Source organism: Streptomyces sp. NPDC013157 (genome assembly GCF_042899865.1).
GTDB lineage: Bacteria > Actinomycetota > Actinomycetes > Streptomycetales > Streptomycetaceae > Streptomyces.
The window spans coordinates 303,061-320,794 of the sequence record NZ_JBIBAK010000014.1 but is presented as its reverse complement, the minus strand read 5'-3'; the positions used below and the strand labels follow the sequence as shown (position 1 = coordinate 320,794).

Genomic DNA, 17,734 nt, shown 5'->3' with positions numbered 1-17,734 from the left:
GCAGGTGCGGGGTACACCGACGTGATGTGCGGCACGCGCCCGCGACCCGCCCCGGACCCCCGGGGCGGGATAACCGCTGCGCAACGCTTGATCAGCGATCAAAGCGGGCGAACCCCCTGGCCACAGTGCATTCCGCTCATTTGACAGTGCGCTGAGCACACAGATAAACAGCGGGGGTCGAGAGGGGCACTGTGTACGAGCCGAACGTGGTCGGGGACTGGCACGAGTACGACGAGCATGCCGGTCTGCGGGTCCGCGTCCACCGCCTGGAGGAGTCCGAGCCGCCGCGCGGCCGGGACGACGCCGCGGCCGGGCTGACGTATTTCAGTGCCCGGGTGACCATCGAGAACCGCGGCTCCCGCCACCTCGGCGTCCAGCTGGAGGACGGCCAGATCGACGTCCGGGTCGGCCCCGACGGCGAGGGCGCGTTCATCGACTGGCGCAACTCCCAGTTCATCGAGGGCTTCGACGTCTACCCGCTGCGCCGCGTCACCGCCGTCCTCTACGCCGCCGGCCCCGAGGCCGCCCTGACCCAGGTGGACATCCAGATCCAGCTGCGCGTCGACGAGGAGTGGACCGAGCGCCGGCTCTGGGCGGGCGGCATCGGCGTCCTGGAGTCCACCACCGCCACGGCCTGCCAGTCCGCCGCCCCCGGCAGCCTGGCCCACCAGGTCACCACCTACCTCAAGGACCAGACGGAGCCCGGCCCTACCACCCCCTGACCGACAGCGCACCCCGCCAGGGGCGCGGGGAACCGCGCGAGCACCCCCACGCCGCCGCAGACGGCCGACGACTTGGCGTAGCACTTCCCGCACCCCGTCAGGGGCGCGGGGAACCGCGCGAACGCCCCCACCCTGCCGCAGACGGCCGATGACTTGGCGTAGCACTTCCCGCACCCCGTCAGGGGCGCGGGGAACCGCGCGAACGCCCCCACCCTGCCGCAGACGGCCGACGACGCATCCCGGCGCCACCCAGCGGAGCGCCTAGTGGGGGATCCCGTCGATGATCTCGCGGGCGCCCTGCCGCAGCAGGGCCACGGCGACCGAGGTGCCGAGGGTGGCCGGGTCGAGGCGGCCCGCCCACTCGTGGGCGTTCAGCCGGGTCTTGCCGTCCGGCGTGAACACGCACGCGCGCAGCGACAGTTCACCGCCGCCGTCGACCCGGGCGTAGCCGGCGATCGGGCTGTTGCAGTGGCCCTGCAGCACGTGCAGGAACATCCGCTCCGCGGTGGCCTCCCGGTAGGTGGCCGGGTCACCCAGCCCGCTCACCACGTCGATCAGCTCGGCGTCGTCCTCCCGGCACTGCAGCGCGAGGATGCCCGCACCGATGGGCGGCATCATCGTCTCCGGGTCCAGCACCTCGCTGATCACGTCCGTACGGCCGATCCGCTCCAGGCCCGACAGCGCGAGCAGCAGCGCGTCCGCCTCACCGGCGGCGAGCTTCTCCAGCCGCCGGTTGGCGTTGCCGCGGAAGGGCACGCACTCCAGATGCGGGTGGGTGGCCGACAGCTGGGCGATCCGGCGGACCGCGGAGGTGCCGATCCGGGTGCCCGGCGGCAGCTCGTCCAGGGTCAGCCCGCCCGGGTGGACGAGCGCGTCGCGGATGTCGTCCCGCTTCAGGAACGCCGCGAACACCGTCCCGGCGGGCAGCGGCCGGTCCGCGGGCACGTCCTTCACACAGTGCACGGCGAGATCGGCCGCACCGGCCAGCAGCGCGGCGTCCACCTCCTTGGTGAACGCCCCCTTGCCCTCGACCTGGGACAGATCGCCCAGCCACTTGTCGCCGGTCGTCTTCACCGGCACGACCTCGGTGCGCACCTGCGGATACAGCGCGGCCAACTCGGCCCGGACACGGGCCACCTGAGCGAGCGCCATCGGCGAGTCGCGGGAGACGATACGGATCAACTCGGGTACCGACATGGGGACACGATAGACCTTCCCGCCGACCACCGATTCCGACATCCTGTCGGCCGCCGCCCGGCCTGCCGCCGGTCCGGCCGCTGCCCGGAGACCGCCCGGCCGTCAGCCCATGTCCTCCGGCAGGTCCGCCGCCGACTCCTCCGGTGCGATGTCCGGGCGCAGCCGCAGCCAGGACGGCTGGCGCAGCAGTCCGGCCCGGGTCCGGGTGCTGTAGCTGACCTCGCCGACCAGCCGGGGCACCACCCAGCGGGCACCAGGGACCGGCGGGACCGGTTCGAAGGGGCACGAGTCGGCCGCGGCGGCCCGCAGCAGCGCGGCCAGTTCGGTCCGCTCCGCCGCACTCCAGCCGGTGCCCACCCCGCCGACGTACCGCAGCCGCCCGTCGGGGGACCGCTGGCCGACCAGCACCGCGCCCGGCAGCCCGGTCAGCCGCCCCTTGCCGGGCAGCCAGCCGCCGACGATCACGTCCTCGGCGCGCATGTTCCGGATCTTGATCCAGGCGCGGGACCGCACCCCCGGCTCGTAGACCGAGTCCAGCCGCTTGCAGACCAGGCCCTCCAGACCGTGCTCCCGGGTCGCCCGCAGCGCCTCGGCGCCGTGCCCCACGACGGCCCTCGGCGTCGACCAGTGCGGCCCCGCGAGCGAGAGGGACTCCAGGCGCGCCCGGCGGTCTGCGTACGCCATGGTGAGCAGTGGGTCCGACAGCAGCAGTGCGTCGAACAGCACCAGGTGGACCGGGATCCGGGCCGCCATCCGTGCCGCCCGGGCCGGGGCGTGGGCCAGCCCCATCCGGCTCTGCAGCAACTGGAAGTCGGCGCGCCCGTGTTCGTCGACGGCCAGCACCTCGCCGTCCAGGATCGCCGCGGTCCGGCCCAGCGCCGCCGCCAGCGGGCGCAGCTCGGGATAGGCGGCGGTGATCTCCTCGCCGGAACGGGCGCGCAGCAGCACGCTGCCGTCGCCGGGCAGGTAGACGACCACTCGCTGGCCGTCCTGCTTGGTCTCGTAGGCCCACCGGGCGTCCTGTGCGGCGGGCGGCAGCCGGCCGGGAGTGGCGAGCATGGGCGGGATCACGGGGAGGGCGGTCACGCAGGAGATGTGACCCGGCACGGCTGCGGCACGCGCCTTCCGGCGCCGGTTCCCCCGAACAGGCCTCAGGCGTCGGGCACCGGCGGCGGGGGCTGCACCAGCCCCGACTGGTAGGCCATCACCACCAGTTGGGCCCGGTCCCGGGCGTCCAGCTTGGTCATCGCCCGGTGGATGTGGGTACGCACGGTCAGCGGGGAGACGAACAGCTTCCCGGCGATCTCCTCGTTCGAACGGCCCTGGGCGGCCAGCGCCATGACCTCGCGCTCGCGGGCGGTGAGCACGCGCACCTGTTCGGGGGTGGCGAGCCGGGCGCCGGGCGCGGGAGCGGCCAGGAACCTGGTGATGAGGGTGCGGGTCGCGGTGGGGGAGAGCAGCGACTCGCCGGCGGTCACCGTACGGATCCCGGCCAGCAGCGCCTCGGCGGTCACGTCCTTGCCGAGGAATCCGCCGGCCCCGGACCGCAGCGCCTGCGCCACGTACTCGTCGACCTCGAACGTGGTCAGGATCAGCACCCGCACGCCGGACAGCTCCGGGTCCGCGCAGACCTCGGCCGTGGCGGCCAGCCCGTCGGTGCCGGGCATCCGGATGTCCATCAGGACGATGTCGGGCCGGTGCTCGCGGGTGAGCGCGACCGCCTCGGCGCCGTCGGCGGCCTCGGCGACCACCTCCATGTCGGCGCAGGAGTCGATCAGGATCCGGAAGGTGGCCCGCAGCAGGGCCTGGTCGTCGGCGAGGAGCACGCGGATGGTCATGGCGTCCCTTGTTCCTCCGGTTCGGTGGCGCCGGGGTACAGCGGCAGCCGGGTGGTGACTTCGTAGCCGCCGCCGTCCCGGTGCCCGGCGGCGAAGGCGCCGCCGACCGACTGGGCCCGCTCCCGCATCCCGATCAGCCCGAATCCGCGTCCGGGGGCGGGTGCGGGAGGGGCGGTGGCGGTGCCGTCGTCGGTGACCGTGAGGGTCAGGCTGTCCTGGGCCCACCCGATCCGGACGTGGGCGGCCTCGGCAGCGGCGTGTTTCGTGACGTTGGTCAGCGCCTCCTGCACGATCCGGTACGCCGTCAGGTCGACGCCCGCCGTCAGCGGCCGCGGGGCGCCCTCGACGCGGACGTGCACGGTGAGCCCGGCGGACCCGAAGGCCTCGGTCAGCTCCGCCAGCCGGTCGAGGCCGGGGCTCGGGGCGAGCGGCAGGTCCGGGTCGCCGGTCTGCCGGAGCAGGCCCACGGTGGCCTTCAGCTCGCGCAGCGCGGAGGCGGTCGTACCGGCGAGTTCCCCGAGGATCCGGTGCACCTGGTCGGGATGGGTGCGCGAGAGGTGGGCCGCCGTGCCGGCCTGGGCGTTGGCCAGGGCCAGATGGTGGGCGACCACGTCGTGCAGCTCCCGCGCGATCCGCATCCGTTCCTCGGCGACCCGGTGCCGGGCCTCCTCCTCCCGGCTGCGCTCCGCGTACTCGGCCCGCGCGTGCACGGCCTCCAGATAGGCGCCCTGCAGCCGTACGGCGTTGCCGGCGACGACCGGCAGCAGCAGCCAGGCGGCCGGACTGATCGTCTCCAGCGGCCAGGGGACGCCCGGCGGAGCGAGGACCACGGCGGTGGTCACCACGAGGGCGAGGCTCGCGAAGTAGAACCGGCGTGCGGTGGGCCGGTCGGTGTCGACCGCCAGCCGGTACAGCGCCAGCATCAGGCCGCCCAGCAGCAGCGGGGTCGGCAGCTGCCCGAGTCCGGCGGCGGCCGCGGTGGCCGCCGCGCTGACGGCGACGACCGTGCGCGGCCGGGTGCGCTGCCAGAGCAGGGCACCGCAGCCGACGGCGGCGAGGGCGATGGTGAGCCCGACCGCGTTCGGCCGGGACTCGGTACTCATGGTGATCTCGCTGCCGAGCAGGAACGAGGCGAACATCAGCACCGTCGCCATGGTGTCGACGGTACGGGCGTGCTCTTCGGCGTAGCGCTGCCAGGGAGTGCTCATCGGTCGCTCCGGTCGGTCTCCTGTGACCATGGTCCGTGACGCGGCGGGCGGGGCGGGCCGCCCCCGGGGTACGGCCCGCCCCACCGCGGATCACCGTCCGCGGCTCAGTGCACGGATTCGGCCGCGGGCGCTGCCGTCGCCGGAGCGGGCTCCGGCTCAGCCGGGCGGCGGCCCGGCAGGAAGGAGGCGAGGACGAAGGCCAGGGCGGCCGCGCCCGCGCCGATCGCCATGACCACCTTGAAGCCGTTCTCGGAGGGCAGGGTGGTGCCGCCGAGGCTGATGGTCATCTGGGCCAGGATCACCCCCGCGAGGGCACTCGCCACCGATGTACCGATGGACCGCATCAGCGTGTTCAGGCTGTTCGCGGCGGCCGTCTCCGACGCCGGGACCGCGCCCATGATCAGCGCGGGCATCGCGCCGTACGCGAAGCCGACACCGGCGCCGATGACGCAGGAGACCAGGATCAGGTGCCAGACCTCGGACATCAGGACGATGTTGAGGCCGTAGCCCGCGGCGACGATCACCGCGCCGGTCATGAGCGTCACCTTCGGCCCCCTGGCCTTGGTGATGGCGGCCGAGAGCGGGGCGAAGGCCATCATCACCAGACCCTGCGGGGCCATCACCAGACCGACCGTCAGCATCGACCTGCCGAGGCCGTAGCCCGTCTGGGTCGGCAGCTGGAGCAGCTGCGGGATCACCAGGGACATCGCGAACATCGAGAAGCCGAAGGCGATCGAGGCGAGGTTGGTGAACAGCACCTGGCGGCGGACCGTGGTGCGCAGGTCGACCAGCGGCTGGGCGGTGCACAGTTCGAAGAAGCCCCAGGCGAGCAGCACGACGACCGCGAGCGCGAACAGGCCGAGCGTGGTGCCGCTCGCCCAGCCCCAGTCGGCGCCCTTGGAGACGGCGAGCAGCAGCGAGACCAGGCCGACCGCGAGGCCCACCGCGCCGACCGCGTCGAAGCGGCCGCCCGAGCGCACCTTGGACTCCGGAACCAGCAGCATGACCAGCGTGAACGCGACGACACCGAGAGCGGCGGAGGTCCAGAACAGCACATGCCAGTCGTAGTGGTCGGCGATGAACGCCGCGGCCGGCAGGCCGAGCGCGCCGCCGACGCCCAGCGAGGCACTCATCAGCGCCGTCGAGCCCGCGAGGCGCTCCGGCGGCAGTTCGTCGCGCATGATGCTGATGCCGAGCGGGACCACGGCGGCCGCGAGGCCCTGGAGGGCACGGCCGACGATCATCGGGACCAGCGTGTCGCTCAGCGCGGCCACCACCGAACCGGAGACCAGCAGTACCAGGCTGACCAGCAGCATCAGCCGCTTGCCGAACATGTCGCCGAGCCGGCCGGCCACCGGGGTGGCCACGGCGGCGGCCAGCAGGGTGGCCGTGACCGCCCAGGCCGCATTGGACGCGGAGGCGTCCAGGTACTTCGGCAGCTCCGGGACGATCGGGATCACCAGGGTCTGCATCAGCGAGACGGTGATACCGGACAGCGCCAGCACCGCCACCACGGCGTTCGGGTTCGGTCGTGCCGGTCTCGCGGACCCGGCGGACTGGACAGGGACTTCGGACATGGGACTGGGCCTCCGTAGGAAGGGCATGGTGCGACTGGGACTTACTTAAGTCAGTCGCTTGACTTACTGTACTGGCAAGGTGTTTCCGCACTCCGCGGCCCTGCCGCGTAGGCTTCTTCGGCTGGACCTCGCCGCTTCGGGCGGGGCCCCGGCACGGCTCGCGGGACCGGCCGGCCGGGATGGCAAGGAGTCCCGGAGCGGTGGTGGGCATGGCAGGCAGGACGGCGCGGGCGGACCAGGTGAGCGCGACGCGGGAGGCCATCCTGGGCGCGGCGGAGCGCCTCTTCGCCGAACAGGGCGTGTACGCCGTCTCCAACCGCCAGGTCAGCGAGGCCGCCGGCCAGGGCAACAACGCCGCGGTCGGCTACCACTTCGGCACCAAGGCCGACCTGGTCCGCGCCGTCGCCGCCCGGCACTTCGACCGGATCGAGGAGATCCGGGTCCGCCTGGTGGCCGAGACCGGCGACTCCGACGACATCCGCGACCTGGTGGACTGCCTGGTCCGCCCGATCACCGAACACCTCGCGAGCCTGGGCAGCCCGACCTGGTACGCCCGCTTCTGCGCCCAGGTCATGACCGACCCCGCCCTGTACGACATCATGGTCGAGGAGTCACTGACCTCGCCGTCGCTGCGCCAGGCCGTCGACGCGCTGAACCGGCGGCTGCCGGAACTGCCCGCCGAGGTCCGCGCCGAACGCGGCCTGATGGCAAGGACGTTGATCCTGCACACCTGCGCCGAGCGGGAGCGCGCCCTCGCCGAGGGCACCGCCACTCCGCGCGCCACCTGGAGCGACGCGGCCACCGGGCTCACCGACGCGCTCCTCGGGCTGTGGCTGGCGCCCGTCTCCGCTACGCGTCGAAGGTGACGACGACCTTCTCCGCGGCCCCCGGCGTCAGCGCCAGCTCGAAGGCGCTGTGGGCGTTGGCGAACGGGACGCGGTGGCTGATCAGCTTCGCGAACCGCTCGTGGTGCTCGACCAGTTCGGGCGTGACCTCGAAGATCTCCGTCGGGTAGCCCTGTGAGGCGACCAGGGTCAGCTCGCTGCGCAGCATGCCGCCGAGGTCGATCTCGCCCTTCTTCTGCACGGCGACCATGACCAGCCTGGCGTGCCACTGGGCGTTGGCCACCACGGTGTTGAAGACGGCCGGGGCGCCGGCCGCGTCGATGAAGACGTCGGTGCCGGGGCGGGGCTGGCCCAGCGCGTTGGCGCTCTGCCCGTGCAGCTCGGTCAGCCGCGCGGTGACGTCCTCCTCCGCGGAGTTGATCACGGCGTCCGCACCCACGGCCAGCGCCTTCTCCAGCCGGGCCGGGATGACGTCGGCGACGACGACATGCCTGACACCCCGCAGCTTCAGCCAGATCGCCGCGCCCAGCCCGATCGGCCCGGCGCCGAAGACGACCACCTTGTCGTCCGGCGCGGCCTCCGAGCGGTTGACGGCGTGCCGGGACACGGCCATCGGCTCGTTCAGGGAGGCGACCTCGAACGGCACGGTGTCCGGGAACACCGCGACACTCCGGCCGACCTCGGCGTTCTCGATCAGCAGGTACTCGCTGAGGGCCCCATACCGGCCGCCGCAGCCGATGATCCCGGTGGGCGCGTCCTGCGGGTTCACGACCACCCGGTCGCCCACCTTGAGCCCCGTGACCTCGGCGCCGGCCTCGACGACCTCGCCGGCCGGCTCATGGCCCAGGGCGATCGGGACCAGCTCGCCGCCCAGATGGGCGCGGGCGGGCATGCCGCCCATGTGCAGGAAGGTCACGTCGGTGCCGCAGATGCCGCCTGCGCGGATCTTCAGCAGGACGTCCTTCGGACCGGGCACGGGACGCTCGACGTCCACGACCTCGATCCTGCCGACGCCACCGGTCTGTACGGACTTCATCGTGGCCATGGGGTGACTCTCGCTTTCTGGTGGTGCCGTGGAGGTTCGTCGGGCCGTTCGGCCGAGGAGATGCCCTCGGGCCGGCCGCCGGGCCGGGGGGAGTGGGCCGGCGGCCGGCCCGAGGGCCGCGCCGGCTCCCGTCCCCACGGGTTCCGGCGCGTGGGCCCGCCGCGGGCGGGCCCTCGGGGCGGCCTCCGCTCAGGACGGCCCCGATTACTTGAGTTAGGCAAGCACATGTGGCTTACTTGAGTCAAGCAATCGAATTCCCGGCGCCTCGAACGAACGGGTCACCCCATGTGCGGCAGCTCTCTCTCGCCCCTCGTGCTCGCCCGTGGCAGCGGGCAGCGGCTCCTGGTCGCCGCCGGTGACCGGGATGCCGCGGAACTCCTCACCTCCGCGCTGGAGCTGGCGGGCTACCGGGCCGGTGCGGCGGCCAGCGGTGCCGACGTGGCGCGGCGGCTCGTGGAACACCGGTACGACCTGGTCGTCGTCGACGCCGAACTGCCCGGCCTCGACGACCTCGCCCAGGGGGGCCGCCCCGAACCGGCCTACCGGCCACCGGTCCTGCTGCTGGCCGCCTGTGAGTCGCTCGCCGGGCTGGTGCCCGAACTCGGCGCCGGTGAGCGGGACTACGTCACCAAGCCGGTCCGGATCGCCGAGGTTCTCGCCCGGGTCAAGGTGCTGCTCCGGGACGTGGGCGGCGCTGGCCGCCGGGGCGGCACGCTGGACCACGCCGACCTGGTCCTGGACGACGGCACCTGCCGGGCCTGCCGGGGCGGCCGCACCCTCGACCTCACCCCCGCCGAGTACCGGCTGCTGCGCCACCTCCTGGTCAACGCCCGCAAGGTGCTGTCCAAGGAGCAGATCAGCCGGCACGTCTGGGGCGAGTTCCGGGGCGACAACGCCATCGAACAGCTGGTCTCCCGACTCCGGCGCAAGGTCGACCGGGGCGGTCCCGCGCTGATCCACACCAGGCGGGGCTTCGGTTACTGGCTGGGGGAGCTGTCGGGGCCCCGGTGACCGCTTCGCGATGGAATCCGCGAGCAAATACCCCGGTGGTCGTTCCGCCCGTCCCGCGTGCCCGCCCGAGCGGGGGAGCGGCCGGCCGTCCGGGCGGGTGCGCGGTACCGCCCGCGACATCAAGGTCCGTTGCCTGTAGAGGAGTTGACGATGCCTGTCCGATGCGCGGGTTATCCCGAAGGCGCCGCTGTGTGACCTGGGCCACGTCGGCTGCGTGTCAGGGAACTGGCCGGAAGCGGTCAGCCCATCCTGTTTGCGTGTGCTCATCCCCCCACCCTGAGGAGACTGAGATGGCCGACGCCCGCGACGCCCGCCGTCATGTCGCCTTCGGCTTCGGCGTCCACCAGTGCCTGGGCCAGCCGCTGGCCCGGATGGAACTCCAGGTCGTCTACGGCACCCTCTACCGCCGCGTCCCCGGCCTCAGGCTCGCCGCCGGCATCGGCGAACTGCCCTTCAAGCACGACGGATCCGTCTACGGCGTCTACGAACTCCCGGTCACCTGGTGACCGGACCGCCCACGCACAGCCCCCCGCACAGCAAGGAGAACACCATGCATGTCGAACTGGACGAACCGAAGTGCGTCGCATCCGGGCAGTGCGTCCTCGCCGCCCCCGAGGTGTTCGACCAGCGGGACGAGGACGGCATCGCCTTCGTCCTGGACGAGAAGCCCGCCGGGGACGCCCTGGACGCGGTCCGTGAAGCCGTGGCGATCTGCCCGGCCGCCGCGATCCGGCTGGTGGAGCGCTGAACCGGATCGTGGTCGTCGGCGCCTCCGCGGCCGGACTCGCGGCGGCCGAGACGCTCCGCCGCGAGGGCTACGACGGCACGCTGACCCTCGTCGGCGACGAACTCCACGCCCCGTACGACCGGCCCCCGCTGTCCAAGCAGGTGCTGTCGGCCGAGTGGGCGCCGGACCGGGTGACACTCCGGGCGCCCGGCGAACTCGACTCCCTCGGGCTGGAGTTGCGGCTCGGGGTGGCGGCGAGCGGGCTGGACGTGGCGGACCGTACGGTGCGTCTGGCCGACGGCTCGGCCGTGCCCTACGACGGGCTGATCGTGGCCACGGGGGTGCGGCCGCGCCGGCTGCCCGGGGAGGGCGCGCATGTGCTGCGCACCCTCGACGACGCGCTCACCCTGCGGGAGCGGCTCGGGCCGGGGCAGCGGCTGGTGGTGGTCGGCGCCGGGTTCCTCGGCGCCGAGGCGGCCGCCGTCGCCTGGCGGCTGGGTGCCCGGGTGACCCTCCTGGAACCCGCGCAGGTGCCGCTCGCGCACGCGGTCGGCGAGGAGGTGGGCCGGGTACTGTCCCGGGCCCACCTGGAGCGGGGCGTGGACCTGCGGACCGGGGTCGCGGTGACCGAGGTGACCGAGGTGACCGACGACGGGGTACGGCTCGCCGACGGGCAGGAGATCGAGGCCGACGAGGTGCTGGTCGCGATCGGCTCGCTGCCCAACGTCGAGTGGCTGGCCGGCAGCGGGCTGACCGTGGGCGACGGGATCGTCTGCGACGAGTACTGCGAGGCCGCGCGGGGGGTGTACGCGGCGGGTGACGTCGCCCGCTGGTACAACCCGTTGTTCGGGGTGTCGATGCGGATCGAGCACCGGACGAACGCGGCGGAACAGGGGGTGGCCGCGGCCCGCAACCTCCTCGACCCCGGGGCCCGCAAGGCGTTCGCGCCGGTGCCGTACTTCTGGTCCGACCAGTACGAGATGAAGATCCGGGCGTACGGGTACCTGCGGGGCCACGAGGAAGTGCGGGTCGTGGAGGGGGATCTGGAGGAGGGGCGGTTCGTCGCCGCGTATCGGAGGGGGGAGCGGTTGGGCGGGGTGCTCGCGGTGGGGGTGGGGCCGAAGGTGATGCGGGGGTGGCGGCAGCGGGTCGCGGTGGCCGCGCGTTGGCGGGATGCCGTCATCTGATGGGAGGGGGCTGGTCGCGGAGGGGGAGCCGCGGGCCGGTTGTGGCTGGTCGCGCAGTTCCTCCCCCGGCCTTCGGCCGGGGGTACCCCCAGCGCCCCTGACGGGGCGCCTCAGCCGGCCCCGGTTGCAATGCTGAGGGCGTTCGCCGCGACCACCGCCCCGATCCCGGCCCACTCCGGCACCCCCAGCCCCTGCCCCAGCACCACCCACCCCACCACGGCCGCCAGGACCGGGTTGACGCTCATGAACAGGCCGAAGGTCTGGGGCGGGACCCTGCGCAGGGTCAGCAGGTCGGCCAGGTACGGCACCGCCGACGACAGCACGCCCGCCGCCACCGCGCAGAGCACCGCACCGGCCGTCGGCGGGTGTCGTACCGCCACCACGACTCCGATCGGCAGGAACGTCAGTGCCGACACGCTCGCGGCCGCGGCCGGGCCCTGCGCACCCGGTATCCGGCGGCCGACCACCCGGTTGAGCAGGATGTACGACGCCCAGCAGCCCGCCGCCACCAGGCCCAGTCCCATCCCCGCGTAGTCCGTGGACGGCCGCGGACGCATCAGCACCACCACCCCCGCCGCCGCCAGCACGGCGCACCCCGCGTCCAGCCGACGACGGGACGCGGCAAGGGCGATGGTGAGCGGGCCCAGGAACTCCAGGGTGACCGCCAGGCCCAGACCGACCCGGTCGATCGCGGTGTAGAGGGTCAGGTTCATCGTGCCGAAGACCACCGCGAGCAGCAGCACCGGCCACCACTGCCGCCAGGTGAAGGCGCGCGGGCGGGGTCGGCCGACGGCCACGAGGACGACTGCGGCCACGTACTGCCGTACCGCCACCACCCCGAGCGGGCCGAGGACCGGGAAGGCGAGCGAGCCGACGGCCGCGCCGGTCTGGTTGGACAGGCCGCTGCCGACCATGGTCGCCACGCCGGAGAGCGGATTGGGTGCGGAGGGGGAGAGCGCGGGGGAAGAGACCGGGCGTTCAAGGGCTCGTCGCATGTCAGGAGCGTCCGCCCGGCCTGCACATACGCATAATGCATGTGGCCCGGGATCTATACGCTGTGCGTATGGATGAGGTCGAGCTGCGGCAGCTGAGGTGTCTCGTCGCCATCGTCGACGAGGGCACCTTCACCGACGCGGCGATCGCTCTGGGGGTGTCCCAGGCGGCGGTCTCCCGCACCCTGGCCGGTCTGGAACGAGCCCTGGGGGCAAGGCTGCTGCGGCGGTCCTCGCGGGAGGTGACGCCGACGGCGGCCGGGGTGCGGGTGGTGGAGCGGGCCCGGCGGGTGCTGGCGGACGTCGCCGACCTGGTCCGGGAGGCCGCCTCGGGGCCGTCCCGGCTGAGGATCGGGTACGCATGGTCGGCGGTGGGGCGGCACACCGTGGCCTTCCAGCGCGCCTGGGCCGCCGCGCACCCCGGGACCGAACTGCATCTCGTCCGGGTGAACACGGCCTCCGCCGGGCTCGGCGAAGGGGCCTGCGACCTCGCCGTCCTGCGGCGGCCGTTGGAGGACCGGCGGTTCGACTCGGCCATCGTCGGGCTGGAGCGGCGGCTGTGCGCGCTGGCCGCCGACGACCCGCTGGCCCGCCGCCGCACCGTGCGCCTGGCCGACCTCACCGGCCGGATCCTCCTGGTCGACCGGCGCACCGGCACCACCACCCCGGAGCTGTGGCCGCCGGCGTCGCGGCCGGTCGTCGAGGAGACGCACGACGTCGACGACTGGCTCACCGCCATCGGGGCCGGCCGTGCGGTCGGCGTGACCGCCGAGTCGACCGCCAACCAGTACCCGCGGCCCGGCATCGTCTACCGGCCGGTCCGGGACGCCGAGCCGGTCGCCGTCCGGCTGGCCTGGTGGCGGGACGACCCGCACCCCGCCCACCAGGCGGTTCTCGAACTGCTCAGCGAGCTGTACCGCACCGGCTGAGCGCGCAGGGCGCCGGACTGGCCCGGCAATACGGCAGACAAAATTGTTGACAATCTTGTTTGGCTAGATTTACGTTCGACAGGCACTCACTCAGGGAGGGCGCAATGCCGAAGGAAGCCCGTCCGAGCACCGGAGAGCAGGCCAAGCAGCATGCGTTCACGCAGCTGCGGCAGGCGATCCTGCACGGCGAGATGGCCCCGGCCCAGCGGCTGGTGGAGAACGAGCTCGCCGAGGAGTTCGGTGTGACGCGGGCCAGCATCCGTGCGGCACTGATCGATCTGGAGGCCCAGGGACTGGTCGAGCGGATCCGCAACCGCGGCTCACGGGTGCGGGTGGTGACCGTGGAGGAAGCGGTCGCGATCACGGAGTGCCGCATGGTCCTGGAGGGACTCTGTGCGGCCAAGGCGGCCGTCGCGGCCAGCGACGAGCAGCTCGCCGACCTGGCGGACCTCGGTACGGCCATGACCAAGGCCGTCGCCGACGGCGAACCGGTCACCTACTCCGAGCTCAACCAGGAACTCCACGCCAGGATCAGGACGATCTCCGGCCAGCAGACCGCCGTGGAGCTGCTGGAGCGGCTCAATGCCCAACTGGTCCGGCACCGCTTCCAGCTGGCGCTGCGTCCGGGGCGACCGCAGCACTCCCTGAGCGAGCACCTGGCGATGATCGAGACGATCAGGGCCAGGGACCCGCAGGCGGCCGAGGCGGCCGTCCGCGCCCACCTCACGAGCGTGATCGAAGCACTGCGCGCCTGAGCACGCCCGGGGCCGGGTGGGCGCACACCTGTCCACCAAGGAGAGTTTTCCATGACGCACGCCAACGCGCCCGCCACAACCCCACCGCGATCCACCCTGGTCGTCACCGCGCACGCCGGGGACTTCGTGTGGCGGGCGGGTGGAGCCATCGCCCTGGCCGCGTCCCGGGGCGAGAAGGTCACCATCGCCTGTCTGACCTTCGGCGAGCGCGGCGAGTCCGCCAAGGCGTGGCGCGAGGGCAGGCACCTGGCGGAGATCAAGGCGATACGCCGGGAGGAGGCGGAGAAGGCCGCCGCCGCTCTCGGCGCCGAGGTCCGGTTCTTCGACGCCGGCGACTACCCCTTGGTCGCCACCGCCGAGCTGACCGACCAGCTGGTCGCCGTCTACCGAGAGGCCCAGCCCGACGTCGTGCTCACCCACCCCGTCGAGGACCCCTACAACGGCGACCACCCGGCCGCCAACCGCATGGCCCTGGAGGCCCGTATCCTCGCGCAGGCCATCGGCTACCCCGGCGAGGGCGACATCATCGGCGCCCCGCCGGTCTTCTACTTCGAGCCGCACCAGCCCGAGATGAGCGGCTTCCGGCCCGAGGTCCTGCTGGACATCACCGAGGTCTGGGAGACCAAGCGCAAGGCGATGGAGTGCCTCGGCGCCCAGCAGCACCTGTGGGCCTACTACACCGACCTCGCGGTCCGCCGGGGCGTGCAGCTCAAGCGCAACGCGGGCCCCAACCTGGGCCTGGCGCACGACACCATGGCCGAGGCGTTCATGCGGCCGTTCCCGCAGATCGCGAAGGAGCTGGCATGAGCGGCGTGATCGTCACCGACCCGCCGAAGGCGGAGCTGAAGGCCGTCGACGCCCTCGCCGGCTTCGGTGTCGCCACCGTGAGCGAGGCCATGGGCCGAACCGGCCTGCTGGGCCCGGGTGTCCGCCCGATCCAGCAGGGCGTGCGGGTCGCGGGCACGGCCGTCACCGTGCTCAGCTGGCCCGGCGACAACCTCATGATCCACGCGGCCGTCGAGCAGTGCGGCGAGGGCGACATCCTGGTCGTCACCACTACCTCGCCGTGTACGGACGGGCTGTTCGGCGAGCTGTTCGCGACCGCGCTGAAGCAGCGCGGGGTGCGCGGGGTGGTCCTCAACACCGGCATCCGCGACACCCAGGAGCTGCGGGAGATGGGCTTCGCCGCCTGGTCCCGGGCAGTCTCCTCGCAGGGGACGGTGAAGGCCACCGGCGGCTCGGTCAACGTGCCGATCGCGATCGACGGCCAGGTGATCAACCCGGGTGACGTGATCCTCGCCGACGACGACGGGGTCGTGGTCGTACCCCGGGAGCGGGTACGCGAGACGACCGAGAAGTCCGAGGCCCGCGAGGCCAAGGAGGCCGCGACCCGCGCCGCGTTCATCGACGGCCAGCTCGGCCTCGACCGCTACGGGCTGCGGGAGACCCTCGAGCGGCTCGGCGTCGAGTACAAGACGTACGAGGAGTACGGCACATGACCGGGCCTGCGGAGGTGCGCTGCATGCTGATGCGCGGCGGCACCTCCAAGGGCGCGTACTTCCTGGCCGAGGACCTGCCCGCGGATCCCGCCGCCCGGGACGACCTGCTGCTGCGGGTGATGGGCAGCCCCGACCCGCGCCAGATCGACGGCCTGGGCGGGGCGCACCCCCTCACCAGCAAGGTGGCGGTCGTCTCGGTGTCGGACGACCCGGAGACGGACGTCGACTATCTCTTCCTCCAGGTCGCCGTCGACCGGCCGGAGGTGACCGATCGTCAGAACTGCGGGAACATCCTCGCGGGGGTCGGGCCGTTCGCCGTGGAGCGGGGGCTCGTGGCCGCCGGTGACGGTGAGACCTCGGTACGGATCCGGATGCTCAACACGGGGGAGCCGGCCGTCGCCACCTTCCCGACCCCCGGTGGGCGCGTCGACTACACCGGGGACGCCGAGATCTCCGGGGTGCCCGGCACGGCCGCCCCGGTGGTGATCGAGTTCCCCGCCGCCGAGAGCCCGCTGCTGCCCACCGGCAACGTCCGCGACACCGTCGCGGACACCACGGTGACCTGCGTCGACAACGGTATGCCGACCGTGCTCGTCGCGGCGAGCGCCCTCGGTGTCACCGGCTACGAGACGCCCGGGGACCTGGAGGAGAACCTGACCCTGGCCGACCGCCTCCACGAGATCCGGCTGGCGGCGGGGAAGCTGATGGGCCTCGGGGACGTCGAGACCGCCACCGTGCCCAAACTCAGCCTGCTCGCCCCGCCCCGCGACGGGGGTGCGGTCACCACCCGGACCTTCATCCCCGTCCGCTGCCACACCTCGATCGGCGTCCTCGGCGCCGCCAGCGTGGCCGCGGGGCTCAGGCTGCCCGGCAGCGTGGCGGAGGGGATCGCCCGGCTCCCGGAGCACGGCGACCGTATCCGCGTCGAACACCCCACCGGGTTCCTGGAGGTCGACACCAGCGTCGACCCGGGATCCGACGGCTCCCCGCCGGCCGCCCGCCGGACCGCGGTCGTCCGCACCGCCCGCAAGATCTTCGACGGCACCGTCTTCCCCCGTGCCGCCGCCCTGCCCGCACAACCTCAAGGAGGCAACGATGGCTCCGCCCCTCGGTGACATCGCCCATATCGGCCATGCCCAGCTGTTCACCCCGGACCTGGACGCCAGCGTCGCCTTCTTCACCGACTTCCTCGGACTGACCGTCAACGGCCGGGACGGCGACACCGTCTATCTGCGCACGTACGACGACTACGAGCACCACAGCCTGGTCCTCACCGCCCGCGACCGGCCCGGCCTCGGCCGGCTCGCCCTGCGCACCTCCGGCGAGGAGGCCCTGAACCGCCGTGTCGAGGCGGTCGAGGACGCGGGCGGCACCGGCCACTGGGTGGAGGACGAGCCCGGCCTCGGCAAGCTCTACGTCACCACCGACCCGGACGGCCACGAACACGCCCTCTACTGGGAGAGCGAGCACTACCGGGCGCCGTACGAGCTGAAGCCCGCGCTGAAGAACCAGCCGCAGGCCAAGCCCAACCGCGGGGTCGGTGTGCGCCGCCTGGACCACGTCAACTTCCTGGCCGCCGACGTGCTCGCCAACGCCGAGTTCCAGGAACAGGTCCTCGGCGCCCGGTCGACCGAGCAGGTCCGCCTCGACAACGGGACGATCGCGGCCCGCTGGCTGACCTTCACCCACAAGTCGTACGACGTCGTCTACACGTCCGACTGGACCGGCTCGACCGGGCGGCTGCACCACATCGCCTTCGCGACCGACGGCCGCGAGGACATCCTGCGCGCGGCCGACCTCGCCATCGACACCGGCGTGTTCATCGAGACCGGCCCGCACAAGCACGCCATCCAGCAGACGTTCTTCCTGTACGTCTACGAGCCGGGCGGCAACCGCATCGAGCTGTGCAACCCGCTCACCCGGCTGGTGCTGGCCCCCGACTGGCCGCTCATCACCTGGACCGAGGCCGAACGCGCCAAGGGCCAGGCGTGGGGTCTGAAGACGATCGAGTCCTTCCACACCCACGGGACACCACCGGTCGGCTGATCCGGTCACGGCAGGCATCAGGGGGGTGGGGGGGGGGGGCCCCCCCGGGCCCCCCCCCCCCCCCGGCCCCCGGGCCCCCCGCTTGTTGGTGTGGTTTTTTTCAAAAAATTTTAGGGTTTTTCCCCACGCTACATATTGTATAACCCCAACCCGGGC

Annotated in this window: 18 protein-coding genes and 1 pseudogene; 12 read left to right on the top strand and 7 right to left on the bottom strand. The window is 73.0% G+C overall.

Going from position 1 to position 17,734, the window contains the following annotated elements; genetic code table 11:
• The first annotated feature begins 191 nt into the window (after positions 1-191).
• A complete protein-coding gene (locus ACFY6U_RS35770) occupies positions 192-722 on the top strand; it encodes a hypothetical protein (RefSeq protein WP_390044957.1) in 531 nt (176 codons plus the stop codon).
• A gap of 261 nt (positions 723-983) precedes the next feature.
• Here ACFY6U_RS35770 and hemC read toward each other — a convergent pair whose 3' ends face one another.
• The 5 genes from hemC to ACFY6U_RS35745 all read right to left on the bottom strand — a co-directional run bounded on the left by hemC (position 984) and on the right by ACFY6U_RS35745 (position 6,542).
• The gene (gene hemC / locus ACFY6U_RS35765; RefSeq protein ID WP_390044955.1) at positions 984-1,919 is read right to left on the bottom strand and encodes a hydroxymethylbilane synthase; all 936 of its coding nucleotides are present in this window, start codon (positions 1,917-1,919) and stop codon (positions 984-986) included.
• Positions 1,920-2,021: 102 nt separating this feature from the next.
• Positions 2,022-2,978: an ATP-dependent DNA ligase gene (locus ACFY6U_RS35760; protein ID WP_390045010.1), complete on the bottom strand. Its 957-nt coding sequence runs from the start codon at positions 2,976-2,978 to the stop codon at positions 2,022-2,024.
• 92 nt (positions 2,979-3,070) lie between these two features.
• On the bottom strand, positions 3,071-3,757 hold the full coding sequence (locus ACFY6U_RS35755; RefSeq protein WP_390044953.1) for a response regulator: 687 nt from the start codon (positions 3,755-3,757) through the stop codon (positions 3,071-3,073).
• A complete protein-coding gene (locus tag ACFY6U_RS35750) occupies positions 3,754-4,965 on the bottom strand; it encodes a sensor histidine kinase (protein ID WP_390044951.1) in 1,212 nt (403 codons plus the stop codon). Before ACFY6U_RS35750 ends, ACFY6U_RS35755 begins: the two co-directional genes overlap by 4 nt.
• A 104-nt stretch (positions 4,966-5,069) precedes the next feature.
• Complete coding sequence (locus ACFY6U_RS35745; RefSeq protein WP_390044950.1) at positions 5,070-6,542, bottom strand: MFS transporter; 1,473 nt, start codon at positions 6,540-6,542, stop codon at positions 5,070-5,072.
• Positions 6,543-6,751: 209 nt separating this feature from the next.
• On the opposite strand from ACFY6U_RS35745, the gene ACFY6U_RS35740 reads away from it, so the two are divergent.
• Positions 6,752-7,408, top strand: coding sequence for a TetR/AcrR family transcriptional regulator (locus tag ACFY6U_RS35740; RefSeq protein ID WP_390044948.1), 657 nt, complete (start codon positions 6,752-6,754; stop codon positions 7,406-7,408).
• On the opposite strand, the gene ACFY6U_RS35735 is transcribed toward ACFY6U_RS35740, so the two are convergent.
• On the bottom strand, positions 7,392-8,432 hold the full coding sequence (locus ACFY6U_RS35735; protein ID WP_390044946.1) for a zinc-binding dehydrogenase: 1,041 nt from the start codon (positions 8,430-8,432) through the stop codon (positions 7,392-7,394). The two genes, ACFY6U_RS35740 and ACFY6U_RS35735, sit on opposite strands and share 17 nt — an antisense overlap.
• Positions 8,433-8,717: 285 nt before the next feature.
• On the opposite strand from ACFY6U_RS35735, the gene ACFY6U_RS35730 reads away from it, so the two are divergent.
• The 4 genes and pseudogenes from ACFY6U_RS35730 to ACFY6U_RS35715 all read left to right on the top strand — a co-directional run bounded on the left by ACFY6U_RS35730 (position 8,718) and on the right by ACFY6U_RS35715 (position 11,357).
• Positions 8,718-9,443: a response regulator transcription factor gene (locus ACFY6U_RS35730; RefSeq protein ID WP_390044944.1), complete on the top strand. Its 726-nt coding sequence runs from the start codon at positions 8,718-8,720 to the stop codon at positions 9,441-9,443.
• A 299-nt stretch (positions 9,444-9,742) separates the two neighbouring features.
• Positions 9,743-9,949 (top strand): annotated as a pseudogene (locus tag ACFY6U_RS35725) (cytochrome P450); the annotation flags it as partial.
• A 44-nt stretch (positions 9,950-9,993) separates the two neighbouring features.
• A complete protein-coding gene (locus ACFY6U_RS35720; protein WP_390044942.1) occupies positions 9,994-10,191 on the top strand; it encodes a ferredoxin in 198 nt (65 codons plus the stop codon).
• A complete protein-coding gene (locus tag ACFY6U_RS35715) occupies positions 10,188-11,357 on the top strand; it encodes an NAD(P)/FAD-dependent oxidoreductase (RefSeq protein ID WP_390045008.1) in 1,170 nt (389 codons plus the stop codon). The genes ACFY6U_RS35720 and ACFY6U_RS35715 overlap by 4 nt, the downstream gene beginning before the upstream one ends.
• Before the next feature lie 110 nt (positions 11,358-11,467).
• On the opposite strand, the gene ACFY6U_RS35710 is transcribed toward ACFY6U_RS35715, so the two are convergent.
• The gene (locus tag ACFY6U_RS35710) at positions 11,468-12,280 is read right to left on the bottom strand and encodes a DMT family transporter (RefSeq protein ID WP_390045006.1); all 813 of its coding nucleotides are present in this window, start codon (positions 12,278-12,280) and stop codon (positions 11,468-11,470) included.
• A gap of 140 nt (positions 12,281-12,420) precedes the next feature.
• Here ACFY6U_RS35710 and ACFY6U_RS35705 point away from each other — a divergent pair, with 140 nt between their 5' ends.
• The 6 genes from ACFY6U_RS35705 (at position 12,421) to ACFY6U_RS35680 (ending at position 17,578) form a co-directional block, all read left to right on the top strand.
• Positions 12,421-13,278, top strand: a complete 858-nt coding sequence (locus ACFY6U_RS35705) for a LysR family transcriptional regulator (protein WP_390044940.1) — start codon at positions 12,421-12,423, stop codon at positions 13,276-13,278.
• A 104-nt stretch (positions 13,279-13,382) separates the two neighbouring features.
• A complete protein-coding gene (locus ACFY6U_RS35700) occupies positions 13,383-14,033 on the top strand; it encodes a GntR family transcriptional regulator (protein WP_390044939.1) in 651 nt (216 codons plus the stop codon).
• A 51-nt stretch (positions 14,034-14,084) separates the two neighbouring features.
• Positions 14,085-14,840: a PIG-L deacetylase family protein gene (locus ACFY6U_RS35695; RefSeq protein WP_390044937.1), complete on the top strand. Its 756-nt coding sequence runs from the start codon at positions 14,085-14,087 to the stop codon at positions 14,838-14,840.
• Positions 14,837-15,532: a 4-carboxy-4-hydroxy-2-oxoadipate aldolase/oxaloacetate decarboxylase gene (locus tag ACFY6U_RS35690; RefSeq protein WP_390044936.1), complete on the top strand. Its 696-nt coding sequence runs from the start codon at positions 14,837-14,839 to the stop codon at positions 15,530-15,532. Before ACFY6U_RS35695 ends, ACFY6U_RS35690 begins: the two co-directional genes overlap by 4 nt.
• On the top strand, positions 15,529-16,647 hold the full coding sequence (locus ACFY6U_RS35685; RefSeq protein ID WP_390044934.1) for a 4-oxalomesaconate tautomerase: 1,119 nt from the start codon (positions 15,529-15,531) through the stop codon (positions 16,645-16,647). The genes ACFY6U_RS35690 and ACFY6U_RS35685 overlap by 4 nt, the downstream gene beginning before the upstream one ends.
• The gene (locus ACFY6U_RS35680) at positions 16,628-17,578 is read left to right on the top strand and encodes a catechol 2,3-dioxygenase (RefSeq protein ID WP_390044932.1); all 951 of its coding nucleotides are present in this window, start codon (positions 16,628-16,630) and stop codon (positions 17,576-17,578) included. The genes ACFY6U_RS35685 and ACFY6U_RS35680 overlap by 20 nt, the downstream gene beginning before the upstream one ends.
• The last annotated feature ends 156 nt before the right edge of the window (positions 17,579-17,734 follow it).